22 protein-coding genes are annotated in these 25,581 nt (G+C 67.2%); 1 reads left to right on the top strand and 21 read right to left on the bottom strand.

The annotated features are described in order from the left end of the window. The 6 genes from ACW7G5_RS06280 to ACW7G5_RS06255 are packed head-to-tail and all read right to left on the bottom strand — an operon-like array spanning window position 1 to window position 7,972. Window positions 1-2,391: a T6SS phospholipase effector Tle1-like catalytic domain-containing protein gene (locus ACW7G5_RS06280; RefSeq protein ID WP_457002738.1), complete on the bottom strand. Its 2,391-nt coding sequence runs from the start codon at window positions 2,389-2,391 to the stop codon at window positions 1-3. Further along, entirely contained in the window at window positions 2,388-3,065 is a 678-nt protein-coding gene (locus ACW7G5_RS06275; protein WP_457002736.1) for a DUF3304 domain-containing protein, read from the bottom strand. Before ACW7G5_RS06275 ends, ACW7G5_RS06280 begins: the two co-directional genes overlap by 4 nt. Then, a complete protein-coding gene (locus ACW7G5_RS06270) occupies window positions 3,062-3,658 on the bottom strand; it encodes a DUF3304 domain-containing protein (protein WP_457002734.1) in 597 nt (198 codons plus the stop codon). The genes ACW7G5_RS06275 and ACW7G5_RS06270 overlap by 4 nt, the downstream gene beginning before the upstream one ends. Continuing rightward, the gene (locus ACW7G5_RS06265) at window positions 3,655-4,242 is read right to left on the bottom strand and encodes a DUF3304 domain-containing protein (protein ID WP_457002732.1); all 588 of its coding nucleotides are present in this window, start codon (window positions 4,240-4,242) and stop codon (window positions 3,655-3,657) included. Before ACW7G5_RS06265 ends, ACW7G5_RS06270 begins: the two co-directional genes overlap by 4 nt. Further along, window positions 4,239-5,159: a DUF4123 domain-containing protein gene (locus tag ACW7G5_RS06260; RefSeq protein WP_457002730.1), complete on the bottom strand. Its 921-nt coding sequence runs from the start codon at window positions 5,157-5,159 to the stop codon at window positions 4,239-4,241. The genes ACW7G5_RS06265 and ACW7G5_RS06260 overlap by 4 nt, the downstream gene beginning before the upstream one ends. A 5-nt stretch (window positions 5,160-5,164) precedes the next feature. After that, on the bottom strand, window positions 5,165-7,972 hold the full coding sequence (locus ACW7G5_RS06255) for a type VI secretion system Vgr family protein (RefSeq protein ID WP_457002910.1): 2,808 nt from the start codon (window positions 7,970-7,972) through the stop codon (window positions 5,165-5,167). Window positions 7,973-8,233: 261 nt separating this feature from the next. Between ACW7G5_RS06255 and ACW7G5_RS06250 the strand changes: the two genes are divergently transcribed. Then, window positions 8,234-9,595, top strand: a complete 1,362-nt coding sequence (locus ACW7G5_RS06250; RefSeq protein WP_457002728.1) for a replication-associated recombination protein A — start codon at window positions 8,234-8,236, stop codon at window positions 9,593-9,595. A gap of 169 nt (window positions 9,596-9,764) precedes the next feature. On the opposite strand, the gene ACW7G5_RS06245 is transcribed toward ACW7G5_RS06250, so the two are convergent. The 15 genes from ACW7G5_RS06245 to hemN form a co-directional block, all read right to left on the bottom strand. Next, window positions 9,765-10,487, bottom strand: a complete 723-nt coding sequence (locus tag ACW7G5_RS06245; RefSeq protein ID WP_457002726.1) for a sulfite exporter TauE/SafE family protein — start codon at window positions 10,485-10,487, stop codon at window positions 9,765-9,767. Then, window positions 10,477-10,752 carry a cbb3-type cytochrome oxidase assembly protein CcoS gene (gene ccoS, locus ACW7G5_RS06240; RefSeq protein WP_457002724.1) on the bottom strand — a complete coding sequence of 92 codons (276 nt, stop codon included), beginning with the start codon at window positions 10,750-10,752 and terminating at the stop codon, window positions 10,477-10,479. Before ccoS ends, ACW7G5_RS06245 begins: the two co-directional genes overlap by 11 nt. Further along, a complete protein-coding gene (locus ACW7G5_RS06235) occupies window positions 10,749-13,166 on the bottom strand; it encodes a heavy metal translocating P-type ATPase (RefSeq protein ID WP_457002722.1) in 2,418 nt (805 codons plus the stop codon). The genes ccoS and ACW7G5_RS06235 overlap by 4 nt, the downstream gene beginning before the upstream one ends. 1 nt (window position 13,167) lies before the next feature. Continuing rightward, the gene (locus ACW7G5_RS06230; protein ID WP_457002720.1) at window positions 13,168-13,677 is read right to left on the bottom strand and encodes a FixH family protein; all 510 of its coding nucleotides are present in this window, start codon (window positions 13,675-13,677) and stop codon (window positions 13,168-13,170) included. Further along, window positions 13,674-15,230: a 4Fe-4S dicluster domain-containing protein gene (locus tag ACW7G5_RS06225; protein ID WP_457002718.1), complete on the bottom strand. Its 1,557-nt coding sequence runs from the start codon at window positions 15,228-15,230 to the stop codon at window positions 13,674-13,676. The genes ACW7G5_RS06230 and ACW7G5_RS06225 overlap by 4 nt, the downstream gene beginning before the upstream one ends. Then, window positions 15,227-15,481 (bottom strand): hypothetical protein, encoded by a 255-nt coding sequence (locus tag ACW7G5_RS06220; protein WP_457002908.1) that lies wholly within the window; start codon window positions 15,479-15,481, stop codon window positions 15,227-15,229. The genes ACW7G5_RS06225 and ACW7G5_RS06220 overlap by 4 nt, the downstream gene beginning before the upstream one ends. A 41-nt stretch (window positions 15,482-15,522) precedes the next feature. After that, complete coding sequence (ccoP, locus tag ACW7G5_RS06215) at window positions 15,523-16,458, bottom strand: cytochrome-c oxidase, cbb3-type subunit III (RefSeq protein WP_457002717.1); 936 nt, start codon at window positions 16,456-16,458, stop codon at window positions 15,523-15,525. Next, window positions 16,455-16,598 (bottom strand): cbb3-type cytochrome oxidase subunit 3, encoded by a 144-nt coding sequence (locus ACW7G5_RS06210; RefSeq protein ID WP_457002715.1) that lies wholly within the window; start codon window positions 16,596-16,598, stop codon window positions 16,455-16,457. Before ACW7G5_RS06210 ends, ccoP begins: the two co-directional genes overlap by 4 nt. Beyond that, window positions 16,595-17,275, bottom strand: a complete 681-nt coding sequence (ccoO, locus tag ACW7G5_RS06205; protein ID WP_457002713.1) for a cytochrome-c oxidase, cbb3-type subunit II — start codon at window positions 17,273-17,275, stop codon at window positions 16,595-16,597. The genes ACW7G5_RS06210 and ccoO overlap by 4 nt, the downstream gene beginning before the upstream one ends. Window position 17,276: 1 nt before the next feature. After that, complete coding sequence (ccoN, locus tag ACW7G5_RS06200) at window positions 17,277-18,782, bottom strand: cytochrome-c oxidase, cbb3-type subunit I (RefSeq protein WP_457002711.1); 1,506 nt, start codon at window positions 18,780-18,782, stop codon at window positions 17,277-17,279. A gap of 293 nt (window positions 18,783-19,075) precedes the next feature. After that, window positions 19,076-19,483, bottom strand: coding sequence for a SirB2 family protein (locus ACW7G5_RS06195; protein ID WP_457002709.1), 408 nt, complete (start codon window positions 19,481-19,483; stop codon window positions 19,076-19,078). Between the two features lie 4 nt (window positions 19,484-19,487). Beyond that, entirely contained in the window at window positions 19,488-20,690 is a 1,203-nt protein-coding gene (locus ACW7G5_RS06190; RefSeq protein ID WP_457002707.1) for an NnrS family protein, read from the bottom strand. A gap of 173 nt (window positions 20,691-20,863) precedes the next feature. Next, window positions 20,864-23,146 carry a nitric-oxide reductase large subunit gene (locus ACW7G5_RS06185; protein ID WP_457002706.1) on the bottom strand — a complete coding sequence of 761 codons (2,283 nt, stop codon included), beginning with the start codon at window positions 23,144-23,146 and terminating at the stop codon, window positions 20,864-20,866. 140 nt (window positions 23,147-23,286) lie between these two features. Next, on the bottom strand, window positions 23,287-24,042 hold the full coding sequence (locus ACW7G5_RS06180) for a helix-turn-helix domain-containing protein (RefSeq protein WP_457002704.1): 756 nt from the start codon (window positions 24,040-24,042) through the stop codon (window positions 23,287-23,289). A gap of 22 nt (window positions 24,043-24,064) precedes the next feature. Next, on the bottom strand, window positions 24,065-25,468 hold the full coding sequence (hemN, locus tag ACW7G5_RS06175; RefSeq protein WP_457002702.1) for an oxygen-independent coproporphyrinogen III oxidase: 1,404 nt from the start codon (window positions 25,466-25,468) through the stop codon (window positions 24,065-24,067). Between the last annotated feature and the right edge of the window lie 113 nt (window positions 25,469-25,581).

The raw sequence follows: 25,581 nt of genomic DNA, 5'->3' as shown, positions 1-25,581 counted from the left end.
TCACCTGATCCGGGGAATGCCGGAGGGAATCAAATCTCCGATGCGTCGCTTGGCGCCGTCGATCACGGCGTCTTTCGCACTCTCCGCGGCGTCATTGATGGCTTCCTTAGCCCCTTCGACGGCCCGATTCCTGAGATTGTCCACATCCGACTTCAGATCCTCCCACTTGTCCGAGACCGCTTCTCCAGCGCGCTCAAGTGCGTCCCCGGCTTCGCTGAACACGTCGAAGATCTCGTTGTCCTGGTCGAAGATCCGCCGATACTGGCCGTGGCCATTGGCTTCGCGGCGTGTCCCGCTCCCCATGCCGTACTTCACGACGGTGCCCTCGAAACCCATGTTGTCGCGAAGGTCGGCAGCATCGGCATCGGTCATCAATGGGAGGAGGGCCTGCCCCTCGGACACCGGCGTGGGGTTGCTCTGAACCACGCGTTTCTCGAAGTTGTTGAGTTCATAACGCGCTGCCTCCGCATGGGCGGCCAGCGCGGCCTCGTAGTTGCCGTTCTCTTCCAGGCGTCGGGCCCGTTGCAAGGCCGCCTGCCGAGCCTTCTGCTTGCGGTGGATCTCGTTGACGAACGCGCTTTTGTCCCATTCCGACATCGGACCGAGGAGCCAGAATCCAGCGTGTGAGTCGTGCACATACTCATCGAAGAAGCGGTCGACCTCCGGTGGAATGGAAGCCGCGCTGTCGATCGCCTTCACCAGGTCGCGCTGCGTCTGGCTGGGTGCGGGCGGGCGTTCGACGGTTCTGGCCAGGCCGCCGCGCGAGACCACCGTCTGCCGGCGGGGAAGATGGGCCGCCCGGGCGCGCTCGACATCACGCCGCCAGTCGAGCTCCGATTCCCAGAGGTCCTGCCTGTCCTGCGCGCTGGCACGCGACCAGCTGCGCATGGCCTTGAAGCGATCATCACCGGCCTTGCTGGCGCGCCAGCGCCAGTAAAGCTGCGTCTGGGTCTGCATCCGGTCTTCCACTACGCCACGTCGGCTGCCGGCCAGGTTTTCCTCTTTCTCGCTCGGAGCAGTCCAGGCGGCATAGGCCGAGAACGCCTGATCCAATGCGGGATCGACTGCGAAGTCAGCTTTTGCGGCGCCCTCCATCTCTTCCAGGGGTTGCAGCTTCGCGCCGCCGTTACTGGCCGCGAAGAACATGTCGTTCAGCGGAATCTGGGACATCAACTGCGCCCGCGCCCCCGGCGCCTTCCCCTGGTCGCCGGGAGCGTAGCCGCCGCCGATATCCGAGTGCGCGCCGGGGTAGACGAACTCGCGCGTGTTGGCGGGCCATCGCCCGCCAGCGCGGGCCGTGGACAGGGGGAAAGAGCGACGGATCTCGTGTCCGGCCTGGTAATGCACAGCCGCCTCCACGCCATCGATACCAAGACTGTTGTGCGCCCAGTCGAAGAACCCTCGCCCCACCGGGGACGAATCGGCAAGCAGAACCGAGGCCACCGTGTCGTAGATGCCCAGGAAGCGCAGGTTCAACAACGCCGGACCGACCTTGCCATCGGTCGCCTGGCGGATCCAGTTGCAGAACACGCGCGCCTCGGCCGCGCCCCGCGAGAAGCCGAATACCGAAAGGTGTATGCGGTTGATGACCGGCCGGGCTTCACCGAGCCGTTCCACAAGGCGGCGGTCGATGTCGCTGAAGACAGGTCGAAGCTTGGCGTCGCCCACGCGGTACCACGTTCTCAGGCCACCCACGGTCTTGGTGACCAAGGCCATCATCTCGTCTTCCGTTAACAGATCGAAGCCTGTCACGGAGGCGCAGACGGCGTTGTAGACCTGCAGCATCGCCCAGTGGATACGGGCTTCGCCGCCGCGCGCCATGCTCTTGCCCTTGCTGTCCTCGACCAGCTCACCGATCTCGGGGAACCTAGTGCCCACGCCTGGGATGTAATAGGCGAAATGCTCCACGCGGTCGTCGCGGTGTGCGTCATAAAGGCTCACGATGTTCGAGTGGCTCTTCGGCTTGTCGCGGTAAAGGTTGTTGTTCGTCCCATCGAAGAACATGCCGACGTGGATCTCCCGCGTACAAGCCAAGCCGTCCACTCCGCAGAAGCTGGCCTTGCTGGCGCGCTGCGACAGCTCACGGGGCGTGGGCTTGCGCTCTATTCGCGAGAATGCGGCGGGAATCTCGGTTTGCGGGCCGCCAGAGGCGTACTTGTGGTTGTCCCAGGTGTCTCCAGATGGTGCACGTGACAGCGGCTCATAGTCACTGGACCAAGTTTCGGTGCGGTACTCGTGCGGACCTTCCGCAGCCCACCAGCTCAGCTGGTCGCCATTGCTGAGGATCAGGCACGTCTGCGAGACCTTGTCCCATGAAGTGAAGTGGTAGCACACCAACGAGCCGTCCTGCTGCCGCCGCACGCCATACCAGCCTCGTCTGAAGTCAGTCATGGCTCACCTTCTTGGTCTTCAATTGCCAGTTGCGCACTTTTGTCAGCGGCGTCCTCGGACATCGATGGGTTTGGGTCCGCATCGCCACGCTCAGTGCGCGTCGCGCCATGGCCCTGCGGCGGTGCAGGCGGCGGCTGGGCATGATCGGGAACGGTCTTTTCCGGCGAGGCAGGCTTCGGCGGCCAGCCCGGCGGGGGATCCGGCGCATCGGGACCTGCGTAGCCAGGCGTGCCTGCGGCACCATTCCAGATCAGCAGGCGGACTTCACCACCGGGCAGAAAATGCACGTTCAATCGGGTGCCAGTGCGCTCGTAACGCTCGATCGGCACGACTTTCTCGTGCCAGGTTTCCTCTGGGTTGCCCCCAGGCACCGAACTCGATGTCGTCCAGCGCACCTTGGCGGTCAGGCCTTCGTACCATTTTCTCGGGTAAATGATGCAACAGGTGAATTTGCCACCCCCGCCAAAGGCGCGCGAGTTGCCTCCATAGGCTTCATTCACGTACAGCTGGTGGATGTAATCCTCCGTATGGTTGTAGGGGCTGATCTTCGCAGTTGCGTAGTCGTCCGGTTCTCGCGAACACGCGGACAGGGCAAGCAGCGAGAGTACGAGACCCACCAGCCAGCGGATGGAGAGGTTGCTGCCCGAGACGGCAGACGCGATTGGCAGAATCATCCTGGGATCTCCGGTATCGCATGCGATGGGCGCGCGGGAGGCGGCTGGGCATGATCGGGAACGGTCGCTTCGGGCAGCGGAGGCTTCGGAGGCTTCGGAGGCCAGCCCGGCGGGGGGGCCGGCGCATCGGGGCCTGCATAACCAGGCGTGCCTGCGGCACCGCTCCAGATCAGCAGGCGAACTTCGCCACCAGGCAGAAAATGCACGTTCAATCGGGTGCCAGTGCGCTCGTAACGCTCGATCGGCACGACTTTCTCGTGCCAGGTTTCCTCTGGGCTGCCCCCGGGAACCGAACTCGATGTCGTCCAGCGCACCTTGGCACTCAGGCCTTCGTGCCATTCCCTCGGATAAACGATGCAGCAGACGAAGCTCCCACCGCCACCGAAGGCGCGCGAGTTGCCTCCATACGCTTCATCCACGTACAACTGGTGGATGTAATCCTCCGTATGGTTGTAGGGACTGATCTTCGCAGTTGCGTAGTCGCCCGGTTCTCGCGAACACGCGGACAGGGCAAGCAGCGAGAGTACGAGACCCACCAGCCAGCGGATGGAGAGGTTGCTGCCCGAGACGGCAGACGCGATTGGCAGAATCATCCTGGGATCTCCGGTATCGCATGCGATGGGCGCGCGGGAGGCGGCTGGGCATGATCGGGAACGGTCGCTTCGGGCAGCGGAGGCTTCGGAGGCCAGCCCGGCGGGGGGTCCGGCGCATCGGGGCCTGCATAACCAGGCGTGCCTGCGGCACCGTTCCAGATCAGCAGGCGAACTTCGCCACCAGGCAGAAAATGGACGTTCAATCGGGTGCCAGTGCGTTCGTAACGCTCGATCGGTACAACCTTCTCGTGCCAAATTGGCTCGCTGGCGATGCCCGGAATGCCACTCGACGTCGTCCAGCGCACCTTGGCCGTCAAACCCTCATACCAAATCCTCGGATACACGACGCAACAGACGAAACTGCCGCCTCCGCCATACGGAAACGAATTTCCGCCATACGCTTCATCCACGTACAACTGGTGGATGTAATCCTCCGTATGGTTGTAGGGACTGATGTTCGCGGTTGCGTAGTCGTCCTGCGCCTCGCTGGAGCATGCGGATAGGGTGAGCAGCGAGAGTGCGATGCCCGCCAGCCACCGGATGATGATGCTGCTGCGGAGAACGCTGGGGCAATCAACATTCATGCGGCGGCGCCACTGCGATGTTCCAACTGTTGCCACATCGCGTCATCCCAATCCGTCATGCGTGTCGCAAGCCGTGCATTGCCGTCTTTGATGGCGTTCCAGGTCTCGTCGAGGCAAGCGAGCCGGTGGAAGTCGCGCCCGCAGCTGAGCGAGAGCACGACGAACTGCAGGCGATCATCCAGTTGTTCCACGCCATACCCGTCAGCGGTGTCCAATACTCCCGTGAGGTCTTGATAGAAGTGCCCCCTGTCCGAGGCAGGGACAAGTGAAGGCGTCTGTTCCAGCAGCAGCTTGAAGATCGCATCCGCTTCAGCCTTGCGGCGTACCGCCCGGAACTGCGAGATGTCAAAGTGGAGGAACGATTCAGGGTCCGGACTCTGCGAGTTCCCTGTATCGAAGGACACCGATTCGGGCACCCCCAGCCGATTGAACCAGTGCCACTGCTGCACCACTGCTCCGACGCGTCGCCGCTGGGTGGTCGACAGGACTTCCAGCACGTGGGGAAGTACGCGCGTATCCGCGAAACGGCAATGCACGGGCCGGGGGTTGCCTTCGATCCGGACGCGGGACAGATAGGCTGCAAGGGAACGCAGTTCGGAGAGGCCGGCATCGGTTTGCAGCACGCTGATCGCGGATGCATCCCCCGAGCGTCGGACAAGTTTGGCCACGCGCTCCCCGATGTGCGACGGGTCTGCGGATGGCAATTCGATCAGATGCGGCGCATGTTCGCCAAACGCCGCGAGTGCAGAGCCCGAAAGGGCATTGGCCGCGCCGTCCTGCCGCAACGCGGCCACCGCATCTGGCGTCAGCAAGGCAAAGTCGGCAAGTGCCCACAGGCGAATGCTTGACGTACAGCACAACGAGGCCGCCATCCCGGCGATCTGCGGGGCACTCGGCATCTTATTGGCGAAGCTCATCGCGTTCACTGCAGGGCTGCAAATGGTGCCCCACTGCTGGCGGCCTTGAGCATGCATTCGACGCAAACGGATTCGGGAAACAGCGGCAGGCCTTTGGACACGCTCGCCGGTCCCACGAACGATTTCTTGCTCGCATGCACCTTGATCTGCCCGGGGCAGGCAATGGTGATGTTGCCGCCCTCGATGGTCAGGCTGGCGCCGCCGGAGGTGGCCAGGTGTACGGTCTTGCCCGCGGCGAATTCGGCCTCGGCGTTAGCGCTGATGATCTTCAGCGCATCCTTGGCCTGCAGCTTGACCTGGTCGTTCTGGGCCTGGACGTCCAGCTCGCCTTCGCCGGTGACCAGGCTCAGCGAGGTGGTCTCGGTCGAGGCGCCGTCCACGGCCTCCACCAGCCAGCCGATCGCCTGGCCCGTGTGCAGGCGCAGGCTGCCCGCAACGGCCAGGTTGCTGGCCTGGCCGCTGGCCAGGGTCAGCGTTTCGCCGGCGGCCCAGTGCAGGCTCTGGCCTGCCACCTGGACGATGCCGGCGGGCGCGGCCAGGCCCAGGATGGGGTCGCCGGTGTGCGGCACGCGGCAATCGCCGGGGGCGGGGCTGCGGTCGGCGGCTTCGCCCTTGGCCAGATCGTAGTCGTCGCCCGGCACCGCGGTCTTCGCGCTCGTGAGCAGTGCGGCAAGCGGGGCCTGATCGTCGATCAGCCTGGATTTGCTGCGGCCCACGCCCTCATGGCCGGCCAGCTTCACCGTCAGGTGCGTGCCGGCTGCGCCGCTGAACACCTCCGCCACGGTTTGCGCCTGCTTCAACAGCGCCGCCGGGCCCACGGCATCACCAGCGGGTGTCTCGCCGGGAGTCGCATAGGCGCTCAGCCACAGGCCGCGCTCCGCACGCACCGCGCCCCAGGCGTCGGTCCGCAGCTCGAAGCCTTCGCCGCGGAAGCTGCCGCGGTAGTTGTCGGCCTGGTGGATCAGATGCCCCAGCGTGAGCTGGGTGGTCGCCTGCGTGGTCGCCAGCTGCAGCCGCAGCTGGCCGTCGCTGTCGTCGAACAGCAGCCGGTTGTGGCCGGATCCGTGCCACTCCTGCGACTGGATGCCCCACAGCGCGCTGGCATTGCGGTGGGCGTCGTCGCCAGCGCCCATGCCGTGCCACGGCGGCGCATGGCCTCCGGCCAGGTTGGCCTGGGCGCTGGGGCCGTGGTCGCTGGCCTGTGCGTACAGGTCAGTACCCGTGGCCGCGGCCTCTTTGCCGCCGGCAGTCGGGGCAAGGCCTGCTTCACCCTGGCCGTTGTAGAGGGCACCAACAACCACGGGCCGATCGATGTCGCCCTCAAGGAAGGCCACCAGCACTTCCTGCCCGACCCGCGGCAGGAACTGCGCGCCCACGCCCGGGCCGGCGTAACGCTGCGACACGCGCAGCCAGCAGGAGCGCTCGGCCGTGTTCCCATCGCCGGACTGCCAGTGGAACTTCACCTTGATCCGGCCCAGCGCGTCGCTGCTGAGCACGTCATGGCCGCCGTCATCGGCAACCACGAGGGCGCTCTGATAGCCCGGTGCGGTCGGGCGCGGGTTGAGGCGGGTGCCGGTGTCGTCGTGCAGGCGCGGCCGCCAGGGCAGGGCGCGGGGCACGGACTGGAAGGCGTTGGCGTAGCCGTGCGCGTTGGCGTGCTGCCACAGGTGCTGCATGCCGGCTGCGTCCAATGGAAGGGCTTGGGGCAGGGCAGGCCAGCCGGGGGCGGGGCCGAGCAGGTCGACCAGGCCGTCGCGCACGGTGTCGGGCAGGTTGTTGCGGCCTGCGTGGCGCAGGCCCTGCAGGAAGAAGACGTCCGCGCCTTCGGCGTTGCGCGGGGCATCGGTGAGCGTGAACGCGGTGCCTGCGCGGAAGCTGCGCACGCCGCCCTGGCCCTGCCAGCGCTGCCGGCCGGCTTCGCGCGCTTCGCCTGACAGCCGCGCGTAGCGCTCGGCCTGACCAGCGTCGGCAAACGCATACGCGCCGGACGGGTCGTAGGATTCGCCATAAGCAGGCACGCCGTCGGCGCCCAGTGGAAGCTGGGTCGCGACCGACTGCACCGTGCGGTAGTCGGTGCCCAGCAGGCTCAGCTTCGCCGAACCGACGCGGCGGCAACTGCCGATGGCGTGGATGGTGTCTTGTGACTCGGTGGCGTCGTCGCGGTGGAAGCGGATGCAGCCGCCAGCAGCAATGGCGTCCTCGGGCTGCGCTCCGCTGTCGGCGAAAATCACCAGGCGATGACCAGCCGCTGCGGCCTCGTCCTCTTCCCAGCGCCAGCCCAGGCCTTCTTCGGCCAGCAGCCGCGACACGAAATCGAAGTCGGTCTCCCGGTACTGCACGCAGTAGCTGCGCGGATGGGCCTCGGCAATGAACGGGCCGACCTCGTCGGACAGCTGCCACTGGGCGAGCGGGGCGTAACCATCGAACACCGCTTCGGCGATCTCGATGACGGTCTTGTCCTGGAACACGCGGCTGTGCCGGCCCTGGGTCATCCACCACGTCCACGGCACCAGGCACAGGCGATAGCGCACCAAACCACCGTCGCCGCCCAGGCACGAGGCTTCACGGATCACGCCGCTGCGGCGGGCGGAACTGCCGTCGGCCAGGCGCGTGGCGAGGGTGGCGGTGGTGCCGAGCAGTTCATCCAGGGCCCACGAGGCATCGCTGGACAACACGTCCACCCACCATTCGTAACCCAGCGAAAGCTGCTCCCAGCCCTGCCAGCGCTCAACGGCGCAGTCGGCGGGGAGGGCGTCGCCCTGCAGCTGGTACAACCGGTCGGTGCCCACGTACTGGGCCAGGGACGCCAGCATCTGCTGGGCCTGGGCCAACGGGTTGGTCATTTCGCTCCTCCTTGAACTCGACGCGAGCAGTGGCACCTTGGAAAGGCGCCCAGCAGCCTCGCCTCCGTGGCCTGCTGCTGTGTTCCCTTGGATTCTCGCACGGACAAGTTTTTACCAGAAGTGCCGCTCCGGGTCACTTTGCCTGATTCCATTGTCCGGACCGTGCTGCCAGGAGATCGCATCCCGGCGGCTTGGTATCGTGTCACCCCGATTCCCAAGGATTCCCCACGCGTGTCACGCAAGGTCTTTCCCGGCACCGGCATCGAGCCCGACCTGCTCTCGGCCGGCAATGAGTCGCTGCAGCCCCTGGCCGAGCGCATGCGGCCGCGCACACTGGACGAGATGGTCGGCCAGCGCCGCCTGCTGGCGCCCGGATCCGCGCTGCGGCGTGCGGTCGAGTCCGGCCGCGTGCACTCCATGGTGCTGTGGGGGCCGCCGGGCTGCGGCAAGACCACGCTGGCCCTGCTGCTGGCCGCATACTCCGATGCCGAGTACCGCGCGATCTCGGCGGTGCTGACCGGCCTGCCCGACGTGCGCAAGGTGCTGGCCGAGGCCGACCACACCTTCGCCGGTGGCCGCCGGACAGTGCTGTTTGTCGACGAGGTGCACCGGTTCAACAAGGTGCAGCAGGACGCCTTCCTGCCGCACATCGAGCGCGGCACGATCATCTTTGTCGGCGCGACCACGGAAAATCCGTCGTTCGAACTCAACTCGGCGCTGCTGTCGCGCTGCCGCGTGCACGTCATGGAGGCGGTCTCGGCCGAGGATATCGGCGTAGCCCTGCAGCGCGCCCTGGATGATTCTGAGCGTGGCCTCGGCGGACGCGGCATCGTCATCGGCGACGACCAACTGCGTCTCATCGCCAGCGCCGCCGATGGCGACGTGCGCCGCGCGCTCACCCTGCTCGAAATCGCGGTGGAACTGGTGGGCGAGGGCGGCACCATCACCGATGAAACCCTGGGCCAGGTGCTGGCCGACCGCAGCCGCCGCTTCGACAAGGGCGGTGACCACTTCTACGACCAGATCTCGGCGCTGCACAAATCCGTGCGCAGCTCGAATCCCGATGCCGCGCTGTATTGGCTCGCGCGCATGCTCGACGGCGGTGCGGACGCCAGTTACCTCGCGCGCAGGCTGACGCGGATGGCGGTGGAGGACATCGGCCTGGCGGATCCACGCGCACTGACCATGTCACTCGAAGCCTGGGACGCCTACGATCGCCTCGGCAGCCCCGAGGGCGATCTCGCGCTTGGCCAGCTGGCGATCTACCTGGCGAGCACCGCGAAGTCGAACGCCGCCTACAAGGCATTCGGCGAAGCGAAGCGCGACGTGTCCGAATACGGCAGCGCGGAGGTGCCCATGCACCTGCGCAACGCGCCGACGAAGCTGATGAAGCAACTCGGCCACGGCGCCGGCTACCAGTACGACCATGATGCGGAGGGCGGCGTCGCACTCGGCCAGACGGGCTTCCCGGACACGATGGGCGAACGCGTCTACTACCGCCCCGTCGAACGAGGCCTGGAAATCAAACTGCGCGAGAAGCTCGAGCGCCTGCGCGCCGCCCGCGCCAACAAGCCCGCTCCCACAAAACCATAGAAGCAGCGACGCCTGCGATCCCCGAAGATCTGTGGGAGCGGCTATAGCCGCGATCGAGACACCCGCATTCGCAGGGGCGCTACGCCGCGAGCCTGCGTTTCGCCTGCAGGCGAATCGCCGCTGTAGCGGCTCCCACAAGAGCGGTGCGCGCGGCTCGCAGAAAAGGCGATCAGGGCGGAGGCAGGCAGCCAAGTGCGGCGAGCGGGCCCGCGAGCGCCGGCATGTGCATCAGCCAGGGTGCGGCGATCGTCAGCAGGCCGGCCGCAAGCACTAGCCCACCCATCGCCATCCGCCATCGCCCACGCTGCAGCCACTGTCCCAAACGCGCACCCGACCACGTCAGCGACACCATCAGCGGCAGCGTGCCAAGGCCGAAGGCCGCCATGGTCAACGAACCGTTGGTGGCGTCCGCCTGCAACCAGGCAGCGGCCAGCATCGTGGTGCTCAGGCCGCAGGGCATCCAGCCCCAGAGCACGCCGAGCGCGATGCGCTTGGCCGCGGTGTTCGCCGGCAGCAGGGGTGCCTGGAATTTTCGCAGCCGCTGCCAGAGCGCAACGCCCGGGCGGCCGAGGAAGGACAGCCGTCCCGTGCGGTCCAGGAGCCGCAGCGCCACCAGCACCAGCACCACGCCAACGAGCATGCGCGCGCCGAAGGCCAGCCAGGGACTGCGAGCCGCGGCCAGGATGCCGCCGCCGATGCCACCGGCAAGCGCGCCGGCCAGCACGTAGCCGCCGACGCGGCCGAGGTTCGGTTGCATCGCGGTCCACCAGCTGCGGCCGCCGCCCATTGCCGAGAAGCCGCCGGCGATCCCGCCGCACATCGCAGCGCAGTGCACGCCGCCCAGTACGCCGGTCAGCAGCGCTGCGCCGATGGCGAGCCAGTCAATCGGCATGGTTGCTGCTGCGGTCGCGCGCCACGCCGGCGACGCCGGAAGCGTCCGTGCCTGCACGATCCGTCGCGCCCGTCGCGGCGTCATCGGCCACGACCGCATCGCTCGTCGCCACTGGCAGCTGGTCGGCGCTGTCGTCGCGCAGGATGTCGATGGCGGCCGCATCCAGGTTCTCGAACTGTCCCTTGCGCACGGCCCAGCGGAAGGCCCAGACCGCGATGCCCAGCAGCACGATGCTCACCGGGATGAGGAACAGCAGGATATTCATGTGCCCGAGGCCCGCGCCAGGCGCAGCGCGTTGAAGGTGACGATGAGCGAAGACAGCGCCATGCCCAGCGCCGCCACCCAGGGCGTCACCAGGCCGGCGGCGGCCAGCGGGATGGCGATGATGTTGTAGCCCAGCGCCCAGGCAAGGTTCTGGCGCACGATCGCACGCGTGCGGCGCGCCAGGCCGATGGCGGCGGGGATGCGCAGCAGCGACGGCGCGGTGAGCACCAGGCTGGCGGCGCGGTGGGCAAGGGCGGCGCCGCTGCCGATCGCGATCGAGACGTCGGCGCCGGCCAGCACCGGCGCGTCGTTGAGACCATCGCCGACCATGGCCACGGTGCGGCCCAGGGACTGCAGCGATCGCACGCCCTGCAGCTTGTCCTCGGGCGACTGCCGCGACGCGGCATGGTCGATGCCGATCCGGTCGGCGAACGCATCCACCGACACCGCTGCATCGCCACTGGATATGTGCACTTCAACGCCCATGTTGCGCAGCGCCGCAATGGCCGCCGCGGCGTCCTCGCGAGGAGGCTCTTCCAGCACGAAGCGCGCCGCCGCCTCGTCGCCATTGCCCAGCCACAGCGCACCGTCGTCGGCGCGACCGGCAGCGAAATCGGCGCGCCCCAGCCGCCATGGCCGGCCGTCGACCACGCCGGCGATGCCGAGTCCCGGTTGCTCTTCGACCCCGCTCACGGCCAGCCCCGTGTCCTGGCCATCGAAAGCGCGTGCGATCGGGTGCAGGCTGTCGCGCTCGATCGCCGCCGCGATCGCGAGCGCGTCCTCGATGTCCAGCTTGCCGAAGGCTTCCACGCCCGACACCTTCGGGCGCCCGCTGCCGAGGGTGCCGGTCTTGTCGAAAACGATGTCGGTTGCCGCTGCCAGCGAGCCCAGGGCATCGGGATTGGTGGACAACACGCCCAGTTTGGCCAAGGTGCCGTTGGCGACGGTGAGCGCCGTCGGTACCGCTAGCGACAGCGCGCAGGGGCAGCTGATCACCAGCAGGGCGATCGCCACCTCCAACGCACGTGAGGGGTCGTAAATCCGCCAGCCGATGTACACCAGCACCGTCGCCACCAGGATGCCGGCCACGAAGCGGCTGGACACGGCATCGGCCAGCTGCGCCGCGCGCGGACGGTGCGACTGTGCGCGTTCGACCAGTGACTCCAGCTCCGCGAGACGGGTGCCGGCGCCGACCTGTTCAACGCGAATGCGCGCCGGCGCCTCGCGGCACACGGTGCCGGCGAAGATGGTGTCACCCGGTACGTGCAGCACGGGATGCGCTTCGCCGGTCAGCAGCGCTTCTTCGAAACGGGCCGCTGCGTCGAGCAGGATGCCGTCGGCAGGCACCGTGTCGCCGGCGGCAATGCATGCGATGTCGCCGGCCGCCAGCGCCGCGGTGGGCACGACTTCGCGACTGCCGTCGGCAAGCTCGCGCGTAGCCAGCTCCGGTCGCGCCCGCGCCAGGGTGTCGACCTGGGCCACCGCCGTGCGCCGTGCCCGCTGCTCCAGCATCCGCGCGCCCAGCAGCAGGAAGACGAACATCACCGCCGCGTCGTACCAGACATGGGTGCCGCCACGCAGCGTCTCGAACACGCTGGCGAAGTAGGCCAGCAGCGTTGAGCTGGCGATCAGCGTGTCCATGCCCAGCTGGCGGTTGCGCAGCTCGCGCAGCATGCCGGCGATGAACGGCCAACCGCACCAGAACACCACCGGCGTCGACAGCAGGAGGGTCACCCAGCGGAAGAAGTCGCGCGTGGCCAGCGGCATCTGCTGATGGATGTCGAGGTACAGGGCCTCGGCGAACATCATCGCCTGGATCGACACCAGGCCTGCGATGCCGATGCGTACCAGGTCGCGGTTGCGCTGCGCGCGGCGTTCGCGCTCGCGCTCGGTGCCGGAAGCGAGATAGGGCACGTAGCCGAGGCCGGCCAGGCGCCGCAGCGGGCCCGAAAGCGCGGTGCGCGCCGGGTCCCAGGCGATGCGGATCCGGCCAGTCACGGCGTTGGCCACGACTTCAAACACGCCGGGCTCGCGCGCGACCGCGCGGTCGACCAGCCAGGCACAGGCCGCGCAGCGCATGCCGTCGGTAAGCACGGTGATCTCGCGGCCACCATCCACATCGCGCACATGGCTGGCCTGGACGTCGTCGCGGTCGAAGGCGGCCAGTTGGGCCTCGAGGTCGGTGGCGGCGCGGCCGCCCGGCTCGGTACGCAGGCGGTAGTAGTCGACAAGGTTGGCGTCGCGGATCCACTGCGCGGCCGCGGCGCAGCCGTCGCAGCAGAACTGCCGCGACTGGCCGTCGATGCGGGCCCTGGCCGGGTCCGCAGGCAGGTCCTGGCTGCAGTGGAAGCAGCCTTCGCCGGCGCTCTGCGCGTCGCGCACGGCGCCGGCCGTGGCGAGCGCGTCCGCGTTCACCTCACTCCTGCTCGCCGGAGAAGGCCGGCTTTACGTGGGCCGCACGCTGGCCCTTGGGCATCCGGCCCTGCAGGCGCCAGAGCATGCCCTCGGGCATCAGTTCGAGCTTCCAATCGTTGCCCAGGCCGACCTCGGCGTCGGCGCGCCAGCCGTTGTCGCTGGGCTCGGCGCGCAGTTCGATGTCGGAGGCAGCCAGGGCCGGGTGGCGCAGCACCACGCGCAGGGGCTGGTCGCGCATGAACTCGCCGGTGACCGGCAGCACTTCGACATAGCCTTCGTCGATGCGGATGATCGCGCTCAGCCGCAGGTCGCGTGCGCGGGCGTCTGGACTCAGGTCGGCGACCTGCATCCGCGCGGTCCGCTGCACCACGTCGCCCACGGCGTCGTTGGAATCGCGGGTCGCGAGGCCCAGCAGGAAGATGCCTCCGATCACCGAGGCGAGCGGCAGGCCAATCACCAGCCACATCATGGGCTCGCGCCAGAAAGGACGTTTGTTCTGCTTGTCTGTCATTGCATGGGTCCGAAGAAACTGCTGTCGACCGTTTCGCTGGTCCCGCCATCGACGGTCTCGACCCGGAACAGCAGCGGCTGGCGGCCGGTGAGGGAGTCCGGGGCGGTCACCACCACCGGTACGCTGATCACCTGCTGCGCTGCGGCCTGCACGCTGTCAAGGCCGCTGCCGCGGAGTTCGATACCGGGCGCGGCGCCATCGATCGTGATGCGGTAGGTCGTCGCATCGTCACTCTTGTTGACGACCTTGAGGGTGTAGTCATTCTCCACCTGGCCGCCGCCGACGACGCGATAGAGCGCATTGCGGTCGCGCAGCACCTCGACGATCAGCGGGCTGCGGGTGCTTACGCCCACCACCCAGGCCACGACCAGCGCCACCAGCACGACGCCGTAGATCAGCACCCGCGGGCGCAGCACCCGCGTGGGCTTGTTGTCGATGGCGTTCTGCGTGCTGTAGCGGATCAGCCCGCGCTCGAAGCCCATCTTGTCCATCACCGAGTCGCAGGCGTCGATGCAGGCGCCACAGGCGATGCACTCGTATTGCAGGCCGTTGCGGATGTCGATGCCGGTCGGGCAGACCTGCACGCACATGGTGCAGTCGATGCAGTCGCCGAGCTCGTCGGGCGCGAACTTCGGCAGCGGCTCGGCCACTTCGCCGATGCCACCAAGGGTGATGGTGCCGGCCGCCTGCACGCGGTTGTCGGCCGCGGTCGGATGCAGCGCGGAACGGAACACGTAGTCGTAGGCGGTGATCTGGCCGAGCAGGGCACGCCCGCGGGCGGCGATGCTGCCCAGGCCGCGCTTGCGCGGGCCGCGCGGCTCGCCGCGCATCGGGTCGTAGGCGATGATCAGGGTGTTGCGGTCGAACATCGCGCTCTGGAAGCGCGCGTACGGGCACATGTACTTGCAGACCTGCTCGCGCAGGAAGCCTGCGTTGCCCCAGGTGGCGAGCGCATAGAACAGCACCCAGAAGGTTTCCCAGCCGCCCCATTCAAGCCGCGGCAGGCGCGCTGCAAGATCGCCGATGGGGGTGAAGAACCCCACGAAGGTGAAGCCCGTCCACAGCGCGAACACCAGCCACAGCGCGTGCTTTGCACCCTTGCGCAGGAGCTTCTCGCGGTTCCACGGGCCGGCGTCGAGCTTCATGCGCTTGTTGCGGTCGCCCTCGGTCCACTGCTCCATCCACAGGAAGACCTCGGTCCACACCGTCTGCGGGCAGGCGTAGCCACAGAACAGGCGCCCGGCCAGCGCCGTGAAGAAGAACAGCGCCAGCGCCGCGATGATCAGCAGCAGGGCCAGGAACAGGAAATCCTGCGGCCAGAAGGTCAGGCTGAAGACGTGGAACTTGCGCGCCGGCAGGTCGAACAGCACTGCCTGGCGATCATCCCAGCGCAGCCAGGGGAAGACGTAGAACATGCCCAGCAGCCAGAACACTGCGGCCACCCGCAGGGTGTTCAGGCGTCCGGAAACCTCGCGCGGATAGACCTTGCGCTCGCTGACGTACATCGAGCCGCCGGTGTCCTCGGCAAGCTCCAGGGGAATGCGACGGCTCATTTATCTCGGGGTAGCGCTCTGTTGAACCGGCTTGCCGGGCGCAGCAGGATCCATGTGAACAGGCTGGAGGCCGCGGTGGCGACCCAGAACATGAAGAAGGCAATGGAATAGCCCAGGCTGCGGCTGATCTCGATGCCGGGAAAGGTGATGTCGCGCAGGACCAGCGGGTCGACGAAGGCGAAGAACACCATCGTCGCCACGCCGGCTGCGAAGAAGCTGGGCCAGAGGATCGCGCCCACCCGCTGCGCCATCGGGCGCGGCGGGTGGTCGAAGGCGGGAGTGGGGGTATGGCTCACTGGCTCTCCGCCCGCGGCTCCCCGGTCGCGGCATTGTTGGACAGCGACCAGACATACGAACCGACCAGTCGCGCACGGGTCTCGCCAAGCAGTTCGCGGTGTGCCGGCATGACGCCATGGCGACCCTGGTTGATGGTTTCCATGATCGATTCCACCGAGCTGCCGTACATGGCGTAGTCGTCGGTCAGGTCCGGCGCGCCAAGGGCCTGGTTGCCGGTTCCGTCGATGCCGTGGCAGGCGACGCAGACGCCTTCGTACAGACTCTTGCCCTGGGCGGCGAAGTAGTCGCTCGCGGGCACCTCGCCAGCAAGCGAGCGCGCATAGGTGGCGACCGACAGCACCGCATTGTCACCGCCCATGCCCGTGAGCACCGTGCCCCATTCGGGCATCACGCCCTGGCGGCCATCGAGGATGCTGGTGAGGATGTCGTCCTCCGCGCCACCCCAGTGCCAGACATCGTCGGTCAGGTTCGGATAGCCCACCGCGCCCTGTGCCGAGGATCCGTGGCAGGTCGCACAGGTGTTGGCGAAGATCGCCCGGCCGAGTTCCACCGCACGCGGGTCGCCGGCAAGCGTGGAAATCGGCTGGCCGTCGTAGGGGCGGAAGGTCTCGGCGAGGATCGCATCCTGCTTCGCCTTGTCGGCATCGTGTTCGCCCGCCGAGGTCCAGCCGCCGAAGCCCTTGAAGTTGCCGAAGCCCGGATACCAGAGGAGGTAGCCCACGGCGAAGACCATGGTCAGGTAGAAGCCGATGATCCACCAGCGCGGCAGCGGCTTGTTGTATTCGGTGATGTCGCCGTCCCAGACGTGGCCGGTCTCCTCGGGCTTGGGGTCGCCAGGGCGGCGGCGGCTTGTCCAGGCCAGCAGGTACCAGAGGCCGCCGATGTTCAGCAGCACCAGCACGATGACGTAAATGCTCCAACCGGTGCTCATTGCCGGGGCTCCTCAAAATCGTCTTCAAGAGGCATCTGGGCGGCTGCGTCGAACTCGGCCTTGTGCGAAGGCCGCCAGACCCAGATCCAGCCGCCCACGAACAGCAGCAGCAGGGACAGCGTGACAAGCCCGCCGATCATGGCGCGCTCTCCACGTCGGACCCGGTGGCGGCCGCTGCCGCTGCGGCGGTGGGCGCGTGGCGGCCCAGGCCCTGCAGGTAGGCAACCACGGCGTCGAGTTCGGTCTTGCCGGCGACCACCGCGGCGGCGCCGTCGATGTCCTCGTCGCTGTAAGGGTCGCCGATGCGGCGCAGGTTGCGCATGTTGCGGGTGACCTTTTCGCCGCTGACGGGGGTGTCGGCCAGCCACGGGAAGGACGGCATGTTCGACTCCGGCACCACTGCACGCGGATCGATCAGGTGCACGCGGTGCCAGTCGTCGGAATAGCGGCCGCCAACGCGCGCAAGATCAGGCCCGGTGCGCTTGGAGCCCCACTGGTGCGGCCGGTCATAGACCGACTCGCCGGCCAGCGAATAGTGGCCGTAGCGCTCGGTCTCGAAGCGCAGGGTGCGGATCATCTGCGTGTGGCAGTTGTAGCAGCCCTCGCGGACGTAGACGTCGCGACCGGCGAGCTCAAGCGCGGCATAGGGCTCGACGCCGGGCAGGGGCTCGATCGCCTCGGCCTGGTACATCAGCGGCACGATCTCGGTCAGGCCGCCGAAAGACACCGCGACTGCGATCAGGCCGATCATCAGGCCGATGTTCTTCTCGATCTTCTGGTGGCCGTTGGACGGCGCGGGGTTCTTCTTGTCCGTCATGTCAGGCTCCCTGGGTCGAAGCGCGGGCGTCGGCGGGATCGGGCGGCATCACCGGCTGCGGCGCCGGGTCCTTGGCGGCCTGGAAGGTCTTCCACGTGTTGACCGCCATCAGCCCCATGCCGACGAGGATCAGCAGGCCACCGCCAAAACGCACGAGGTAGTAGGGATAGGTGGCGTTGAGCGACTCGACGAAGCTGTAGGTCAGCGTGCCGTCGGCGTTGGTGGCGCGCCACATCAGGCCCTGCATCACACCGGCGATCCACATCGAGGCGATGTAGAGCACGACGCCGACAGTGTGCAGCCAGAAGTGCGTGTCGATCCACTTGACCGAGTGCATCTCCTTCAGGCCGAGCACGCGCGGCATCAGCGAATAGATCGAGCCGATGGTGATCATCGCGACCCAGCCCAGGGCGCCGGCATGCACGTGGCCGACGGTCCAGTCGGTGTAGTGCGACAGCGAGTTGACGGTCTTGATCGAGAGCAGCGGGCCTTCGAAGGTGGCGATCATGTAGAACGACAGCGCCACGATCAGGAACTTCAGGATCGGGTCGGTGCGGAGTTTGTACCAGACCCCGGACAGAGTCATGATCCCGTTGATCGCGCCACCCCAGCTGGGCGCCAGCAGGATCAGCGAGAACACCATGCCCACCGACTGCACCCAGTCGGGCAGGGAGGTGTAAAGCAGGTGGTGCGGGCCGGCCCACATGTAGACCGCGATCAGCGCCCAGAAGTGCACGATAGACAGGCGGTAGGAGTAGATCGGGCGCCCGGCCTGCTTGGGCACGAAGTAATACATCATGCCGAGGAAGGCGGTGGTGAGCAGGAAGCCCACCGCGTTGTGCCCGTACCACCACTGCACCATGGCATCGACCGTGCCGCTGTAGACGGGATACGACTTGTCCCAACCGGACGGGATGGCGATGTTGTTGACGATGTGCAGCAGGGCGATGGTGATGATGTACGCGCCGAAGAACCAGTTGGCGACGTAGATGTGCTGCACCCGGCGTTTGGCGATGGTGCCGAAGTAAAGCACCGCGTAGGCGATCCATACCACCGCGAGCGCCCAGTCGATGGGCCACTCGAGTTCGGCGTATTCCTTGCTCTGGGTGATGCCCAGGGGCAGGGTGATGACCGCGGCGACCAGGATCGCCTGCCAGCCCCAGAACACGAAGGAGGCCAGCCGGTCCGAGATGAGACGGACGTGGCAGGTGCGCTGCACCACGTGCAGGCTGGTGGCGAACAACGCACTGACGCCGAAGGCGAAGATCACGCCGTTGGTGTGCAGCGGGCGCAGGCGACCGTAGCTCAGCCACGGAATGCCTTCACCAAGGGTCGGCCAGTACAGCTGGGCGGCGATGAACACGCCGACCGCCATGCCGACGATGCCCCAGACCACGGTGGCGATGGTGAACTGGCGCACCACTTTGTCGTTGTAGAAGCCGGACCTGGCTGTATCGGAACCGCTGATGTCGGCCAGGGCCGTCGCGGTGGCTGGGGTCGAGGACATGGGCACGTGACCTTGGTTTGCTGGTTGTCGATTTTCCGGTATCCGCCCACGCCTGGACTTGATCACAGTCAATGCCGGGGCCTGTTTCGGCTGACACCTCGAAGCATTACGCGCATGGGCCGGACGGAACCACGCGCCGGCGGATGCTGCACCCGCACATTATAGGCTCCCCAAACGCGAAAGGGGCGCGACTCGGCGCCCTCCTGGCTTGCGGGTGACGCGCCGGCAACGTTGTGTCCCATCGGTGCCACATGCAGTATCCGGGGATGGGTCGCCCGCGCCCATGACATGGGTCAAGCGGCAAGCAGCATCCAGAAAATTCCGCCCGGGTGGTGCATGCGGGCGATCGAGTACATGAAGCCGAACACCGCCAGCGCGGCCAGGTAGCTGGCGATGCGCACACGCGGCGTCCGGCCGCGCCGGAGGGCGAACACGCCCAGGACCACGTAGACCACCAGCAATACGAGTTTCATGGTCAGCCAGCCATTGCCGAACATCGCGCCGGGCAGGATGGTGAGCAGCATCAGCGCGGCGGTGAGCAGCGTGGTGTCGATTGCGTAGCTGAGGTAGCGCACGGGAGCCGCCAACGCCCAGCGCTGCATTCCCGCCTGCACCAGCAGGCCACGCAGCGCAAACAGCAGGCCGCTTGCGATCACCGTGGTCACGTGGACCAGCTTGATCTGCGGATAGAACTCGATCATGGATTCACCCCGGGCGTCCGTCGCTGCGCGGCGACAGGTAGATCCTGCCCAGCCTGGCCACCCACGGCCCCAGCGCCACCAGCCAGCCCATTGCGGCCACCGCCCACCACGCACCCGGGTCGGCCGAGACGTCGGCCAGGATGCGCACGACAGTGACCACCTGGATCGCCGCGAAGGCGAACCAGGCCACCGCCGGCATCTCGATCTTCCGGCCCGAATGGCCCTGCGTCACCCGGGTCACCATGGCCACCAGCACGCTGCCGAAAAAGCCCACGAACAGCGCGTGCGCCGGCGCGCGGCCGAGGATGAAGCCGTCGCCCGCGAAGTAGACCAGGCTCTGCACGGCGTACAGCGCAAAGGTCACCGGCAGCCAGGCCAGGCCCAGGAACAGCACCGCGAGGATGCCGGGCTTGCGACCACGTGGCCACCAGCGCCACAGCGCCAGGAGCGACAGCGCCAGCAGCGGCAGATCGGCCAGCCACAGCCAGGCATAGGCGTGCGCCAGTTCCAGGCCCAGGTGCAGCAGGCAGAACGCCCAGAACGCAGCCAGCAGCCACATCGGCCGCCATGCCGCGTAGCCGGGTACCACGTTCAAGGCGAAGAACGGGAACATGCGGTGTGCCACCGTCAGGTAGACCGGCAGCAGCAGCCCGAAGGTACCGACCTTGATGCTCGCGAAGATCCACTGCGGCGAGCCGGACAGCATTCCGCCCGCGAATGCGGCCAGCCCCAGCCAGCCCAGCAGCAGCGCGGCGAAGCACGAGCGCGCATGCCAGGTGCGGTTGCGGTCGCGCAGTACGAGGTCGCCGAGGAAGCACAGGCCCGCCATCCAGCCCGCAAGCGTCATCGCCACGCCGACCTCGATGCCGGCGGGCGCGCCGAACGCACCCAGCAGCACCGCGAGCTGGCCGCCGAACATGCCGGCTCCCACCGGCAGGTAGTGCCAGCGGGCGGCATCAGGCAGCCCCATCCATTTGGGGAATGTCGTCAGCAGGAAGCCGAAGATGAAGCTTGGCAGCATCTGGTACTGCATGACGATGGCATGCAGCCAGCCGGCATACGGATCGGGCTGCGGCATCCGCAGCAGGTCGGGCCAGCGCGCAGCGAGCAGCCACGCCGCCCACCAGGCCATCGCCAGCAGGACGTTGCCGGCGCCGACGAAGAACATCAGGCGATGGGGAGCGACGGCCAGGAGCCGCGGCGACATGTGCTGGTCGGGTCGTGTGTCCATGGCGGCCAGTGTGGACCGTCTGCTTGCTTCACGGCCTTGATCCAGGTCAGCGGGAACGTGCATGTGGCGCGCACGACAGGACATGCCGCTCGCACAATGGAAAAGGGGGCGGACTCGCGTCCGCCCCCCGGGTGCTTCGACGAATCCGCTCAGGCCTCGTTGTGTGCGTCCCCGCCGATTGCGGCGGGGGTGCGGGCCCGGCCCGGCGCCAGCCACAGCGAAGCGACGAACACGGCCATCAGGATCCCGCCGATCGCGAACACGATGTCGCCCGGCGTACGCAGCCAGACCAGCACATCGATGATCGGACGCCCCATGAACTCCGCCGAACGGGCGTACCAGTAGCCACGCTCGATATTGGCTTCCAACTGCAGGATCCCCATCGGCAGCAGGGTCAGCACAGCCATCAGGGCGAGGCCGATGTTGAACGACCAGAATGCCGAGCGGATCAGGCCCTCGCGCCAGACCAGTGCGGGCTTCAGGCCGCGCAGGCAATACAGCATCAGGCCCATGCCGAGCATGCCGTACACGCCGAACAGCGCGGTGTGGCCGTGGGCCGCGGTCAGGTTGGTGCCCTGCATGAAGTACAGCGCGATCGGCGTGTTGATCAGGAAGCCCAGCAGGCCGGCACCGATGAGGTTCCAGAAGCTGACCGCCAGGAAGAACATGATTGGCCACTTGTAGCGCTGCATCCACGGCGTGGCGCGGCCGGTCTTCCAGGTGTCGTACGCCTCCAGGCCGATCAGCGCCAGGGGCACCACTTCAAGCGCCGAGATACTCGCTCCCACCGCGATGATCGCGGTTGTCGTGCCGGCGAAGTACAAGTGGTGGAACATGCCAAGCACGCCGCCGGCCATGAACACGATGGTCGCGAACAGCACCGCGATCGTCGCCGACCTGCCCCGCACCAGCCCCAGCTTGACGAAGATGAAGCTGATCACCGCGACCGCGAAGACCTCGAAGAAGCCCTCCACCCACAGGTGCACGATCCAGAAGCGCCAGTAGGTGATGATCGAGATGTGCGAGTGCTCGCGCCACATCAGGCCGGCCGCGTACAGCAGGCCGATGGCGACCACCGACAGGAACAGCAGGCCCGCGATCGACGACATTTCGTCCTTGCGCTTGAGCGCCGGCCAAAGGGCGCGACCCATCAGCACCAGCCAAAGCATCAGGCCGATGAACAGGTAGATCTGCCAGAAGCGGCCGATGTCGGTGTATTCCCAGCCCTGGTGGCCGAACCAGAAGTTGTGGGCCAGGCCGAGCTTGTTCATCACTGCCATCCACTGGCCGGCGAACGAGCCCACCACGATCAGGATCAGGCTGATGAACAGGAAGTTCACCCCCAGGCGCTGGAACTTCGGCTCATGCCCGGAAATCGCAGGCGCGAGGTACAGGCCGGTGGCCAGCCAGGCCGTCGCGATCCACAGGATCGCCAGCTGGGTGTGCCAGGTGCGGGTAAGGGTGTAGGGCAGGATCTCGGCCAGGGGCAGGCCATAGGCGGCCTGGCCTTCCACCTGGTAATGGGCGGTGGTCGCGCCCAGCAGGATCTGCACCAGGAACAGGCCCATCACCAACCAGAAATACTTGCCGACCGCGCGCATCGAAGGGGTGATCCTGATCGACAGCGAGGGATCGGTCCTGGGCGGTACCAGCGGCGTTTCCTTGCCGTGCCAGACCGCGTAATGCCAGACCAGCAGCGCGATGCCGGCGATCATCAGCAGGATGCTGAACATCGACCACATGAAGCTGCTGGAAGTGGGCGTGTTGCCGACCATCGGGTCGTGCGGGAAGTTGTGGGTGTACGAGATCTCGCTGCCGGGACGCTCGGTCACCGTGGCCCAGGCGGCCCAGAAGAAGAAGCCCGACATCAGCCGGCGATGCTCTGCATCCGGGATCGGGTTCTCGCGCAGCGCATAGGCCTCGCGAAGCCCGGCGCCTGCCGGATCACCGGAGAACACGCTGTCGTAGTGCGCCGCGACCACGTCGATCGCCCGTGCGCGCTCGTCGGAGATCACGAGCGTGTCGGTGGCGTCGTCATAGGTGTTGACGCGCAGGTCGGGACGCAGCTGGGCCTCGAGCCTGGCCTGGTCATCCGCCGCAAGTGCGTCGTAGGACATGCCGTACTGCGCCTGCGCGCGCATGTCCAGCATCGCCAGGGCTTCCTTGTGCAGCCATTCGGCCGACCAGTCGGGCGCCATCAGCGCGCCATGGCCCCAGATTGAACCGATCTGCTGGCCGCCGAAGCTCTGCCAGACCACGCGGCCGGTTTCGAGCTCTTTCTTGGTGAACACCGTCTGGCCGCTTTCGGTCACGATGCTCGTGGGCAGGGGGGGCGCTTGCTGATGAATCTCGCGCCCCATCCACAGCATGATTGCGAACGTCACTGTGAGCAGGGCGGCTAGTCCCCACCACAACCGCTTGGTTGTATCCATTGGCACGTTTCTCCGCATGTAAAGGCGGCGTCATCGTGGCGATTGGCGTGGGAAAAGAAACTGACCTGGATCAAGCAGTGGAGTGGGGGGGGGGGCGGTGCGAAGGCAGCCGCGCAGCCACTGCGTCGTTTCGCGAAGCCTTACTGCTTCCAGAGCACGGGCGTCGCCAGGGCGCCAAGGCGGGCCTGGTCGATGATCTCGAGCTCGCGCCGATCCACGTGCAGCAGGCCGTCGGCCTGGAAGCGCTTGAGTACGCGACTGACCGTTTCCGGCGCCAGGCGCAGGTAGTTGGCGATGTCGGTGCGCGCCATGGTCAGCTGGAACCGGTCGGGTGAGAACCCACGTGCCGCCAGCCGGCGCGACATCATCACCAGGAAAGCGGCGAGGCGTTCGTCGGCCGTCCAGTCGCCGGCAAGCAGGGCGGCGCGGCCGATGTCACGGCTGAGCAGCCGGAACAGGTGCTGCTGCAGGCCCGGCAGGCGGCCGGCCAGCACCGAAATCTTCGGGAACGAGAACCGGCACAGCATCACCGTGTCGAGCGCCACGGCGTTGCACGGATACGTGTCGCCGTCGATGCCGTCGAGGCCGATCACTTCGCCCGGGAAGTGGAATCCGAGCACGTGCTCTCGGCCGCTGGGATCGATGACATAGGTCTTGACGGTGCCCGCACGCACCGCCGCGATGGCTTCGAAACGATCGCCGACACGGAAGACGTGCTCGCCGGCGTGCAGCGGGCCGACGTGCTCGACCAGCATGTGCAGTTCGCCCAGCGATGCCTTGTCCATGCCCTGGGCCATGCAGGCCTGGGAGAACGCGCATGTGGAGCAGAAGTGGAACTCGTCGCCGTCGTCGGCCAGCACGCTGGGATCGACGCGCGGGAACGTGATCTTGCTCACCACGGGCAAGCCTCCCGTCGCGTCAGATGGCGCGGGAGAAGCGGGGCCGGGGGCTGGATTCGGCGGGGGCGGGGATGAGGTAGCGATCGAAGCACATGGCAATGTTACGCAAGAGCAGCCGTCCGCGCGCGGTCACTTTGATACGACCCGGCTCGACGCGCACCAGGCCGTCGGCCTCCAGTGGCGCAAGTTTCGCCAGCCCCTCGGAAAAATACTCGTTGAAATCAATGGCGTGTCGGCGTTCCAGCGCATCCATCGGCACCTCGGCCTGGCACATCAGTTGCTGGATCAGGTCGGCCCGGATCACGTCGTCTTCGTCCAGCTGCATGCCGCGGAAGACCGGCAGCCGGCCTTCGTCGATCGCGATCTGCCACGAGGGCAGGTCGCGCGGGTTCTGGCTGAAGGTGTCGCCGATGTGGCTGATCGCACTCACGCCAAGGCCGACCAGGTCGCTGTCGGCGTGCGTGGTGTAGCCCATGAAGTTGCGGTGCAGGCTGCCGCGGGCCTGGGCCATGGCCAGGTCGTCGTCGGGCAGCGCGAAGTGATCCATGCCGATGTACTGGTAGCCGGCGGCGGACAGCTTGGTGATCGCCAGCTCCAGCAGGCCGAGCTTGTCCTCTGCGCTGGGCAGGTCCCCGGACTTGATCTGGTTCTGCGGGCGGAAGACCTCGGGCAAGTGCGCATAGCCGTAGACCGCCAGCCGGTCGGGGCGCATCTCGACCACCGTATCCAGCGTGCGCGCGAAGCCCTCCGGGTTCTGCTTCGGCAGGCCGTAGATCAGGTCGACGTTGACCGAGCGGAAGCCGCTGGAGCGGCAGGCCTCGACCACCGCGCGGGTCTCCTCCACCGACTGGATGCGGTTGACCGCCTCCTGCACCACCGGATCGAAGTCCTGCACGCCGAAGCTGGCGCGGTTGAAGCCGATCCGGCCGAGCTCGGCGACGTCGGCCGGCGACACGAAGCGCGGATCGAGCTCGATCGAAATGTCGCTTTCTTCCGGGCGCGCGAAGTGGAACTGCCGGCGCAGCGCATCGACCAGCTCGCCGATCTGGTCGGGACCCATGAAGTTGGGCGTGCCGCCGCCAAGGTGCAGCTGGATCACTTCGCGATCGCGGTCGAACAGCGCCGCAGTCATGTCGATTTCACGATACAACCGCGTGAGGTAGGTGCCGGCGCGCGACTTGTCGCGGGTGATGATCCGGTTGCAACCGCAATAGAAGCAGGGGCTGACGCAGAACGGAACGTGTACATACAGCGACAGCCGCCGCGGGATGGGGTCGCCGTTGCTGGCGGCCGCGGCTTCGCGCAACTGCTCTTCGCCGAACGCGTTGCTGAACTGTGGCGCGGTGGGGTAGGAGGTATAGCGCGGGCCGGGCCGGTCGTAGCGGCGCAGGAGTTCGGCGCTGAAGGGGAGGGATGCGTGCATGGGATGGGATCGTGCAGCAGCCGCGGAGCGCGCGCCTTGACTCGGATCAAGGGTTTGCGTGGCCTGCGATCGCGGTGGAGTCCGACCCGGTGCGCTTGACCGCGCTCAAGCAC

Source organism: Luteimonas sp. A501, assembly GCF_054052085.1.
Note: the sequence above shows the minus strand (reverse complement) of the source record. Positions and strands in the feature narration are given on the sequence as shown.

Bases quoted from the DNA above. Each gene is read 5' to 3' on its own strand.
- ACW7G5_RS06220 (WP_457002908.1), bottom strand. From the start codon at position 15,481: ATGGCGCAGCGGGTGGGCGCGATCCTCTGGCCCAGCTTCTTCGCAGCC.
- ACW7G5_RS06245 (WP_457002726.1), bottom strand. From the start codon at position 10,487: ATGCCGATTGACTGGCTCGCCATCGGCGCAGCGCTGCTGACCGGCGTA.
- ACW7G5_RS06255 (WP_457002910.1), bottom strand. From the start codon at position 7,972: ATGCTGGCGTCCCTGGCCCAGTACGTGGGCACCGACCGGTTGTACCAG.
- ACW7G5_RS06190 (WP_457002707.1), bottom strand. From the start codon at position 20,690: ATGTCGCCGCGGCTCCTGGCCGTCGCTCCCCATCGCCTGATGTTCTTC.
- ACW7G5_RS06260 (WP_457002730.1), bottom strand. From the start codon at position 5,159: ATGAGCTTCGCCAATAAGATGCCGAGTGCCCCGCAGATCGCCGGGATG.
- ACW7G5_RS06195 (WP_457002709.1), bottom strand. From the start codon at position 19,483: ATGATCGAGTTCTATCCGCAGATCAAGCTGGTCCACGTGACCACGGTG.
- hemN (WP_457002702.1), bottom strand. From the start codon at position 25,468: ATGCACGCATCCCTCCCCTTCAGCGCCGAACTCCTGCGCCGCTACGAC.
- ACW7G5_RS06275 (WP_457002736.1), bottom strand. From the start codon at position 3,065: ATGATTCTGCCAATCGCGTCTGCCGTCTCGGGCAGCAACCTCTCCATC.
- ACW7G5_RS06225 (WP_457002718.1), bottom strand. From the start codon at position 15,230: ATGAGCCGTCGCATTCCCCTGGAGCTTGCCGAGGACACCGGCGGCTCG.
- ACW7G5_RS06280 (WP_457002738.1), bottom strand. From the start codon at position 2,391: ATGACTGACTTCAGACGAGGCTGGTATGGCGTGCGGCGGCAGCAGGAC.
- ACW7G5_RS06185 (WP_457002706.1), bottom strand. From the start codon at position 23,146: ATGGATACAACCAAGCGGTTGTGGTGGGGACTAGCCGCCCTGCTCACA.
- ACW7G5_RS06270 (WP_457002734.1), bottom strand. From the start codon at position 3,658: ATGATTCTGCCAATCGCGTCTGCCGTCTCGGGCAGCAACCTCTCCATC.
- ACW7G5_RS06210 (WP_457002715.1), bottom strand. From the start codon at position 16,598: ATGATCGGCGGGCTTGTCACGCTGTCCCTGCTGCTGCTGTTCGTGGGC.
- ACW7G5_RS06265 (WP_457002732.1), bottom strand. From the start codon at position 4,242: ATGAATGTTGATTGCCCCAGCGTTCTCCGCAGCAGCATCATCATCCGG.
- ACW7G5_RS06230 (WP_457002720.1), bottom strand. From the start codon at position 13,677: ATGACAGACAAGCAGAACAAACGTCCTTTCTGGCGCGAGCCCATGATG.
- ccoP (WP_457002717.1), bottom strand. From the start codon at position 16,458: ATGAGCACCGGTTGGAGCATTTACGTCATCGTGCTGGTGCTGCTGAAC.
- ccoN (WP_457002711.1), bottom strand. From the start codon at position 18,782: ATGTCCTCGACCCCAGCCACCGCGACGGCCCTGGCCGACATCAGCGGT.
- ccoS (WP_457002724.1), bottom strand. From the start codon at position 10,752: ATGAATATCCTGCTGTTCCTCATCCCGGTGAGCATCGTGCTGCTGGGC.
- ccoO (WP_457002713.1), bottom strand. From the start codon at position 17,275: ATGACGGACAAGAAGAACCCCGCGCCGTCCAACGGCCACCAGAAGATC.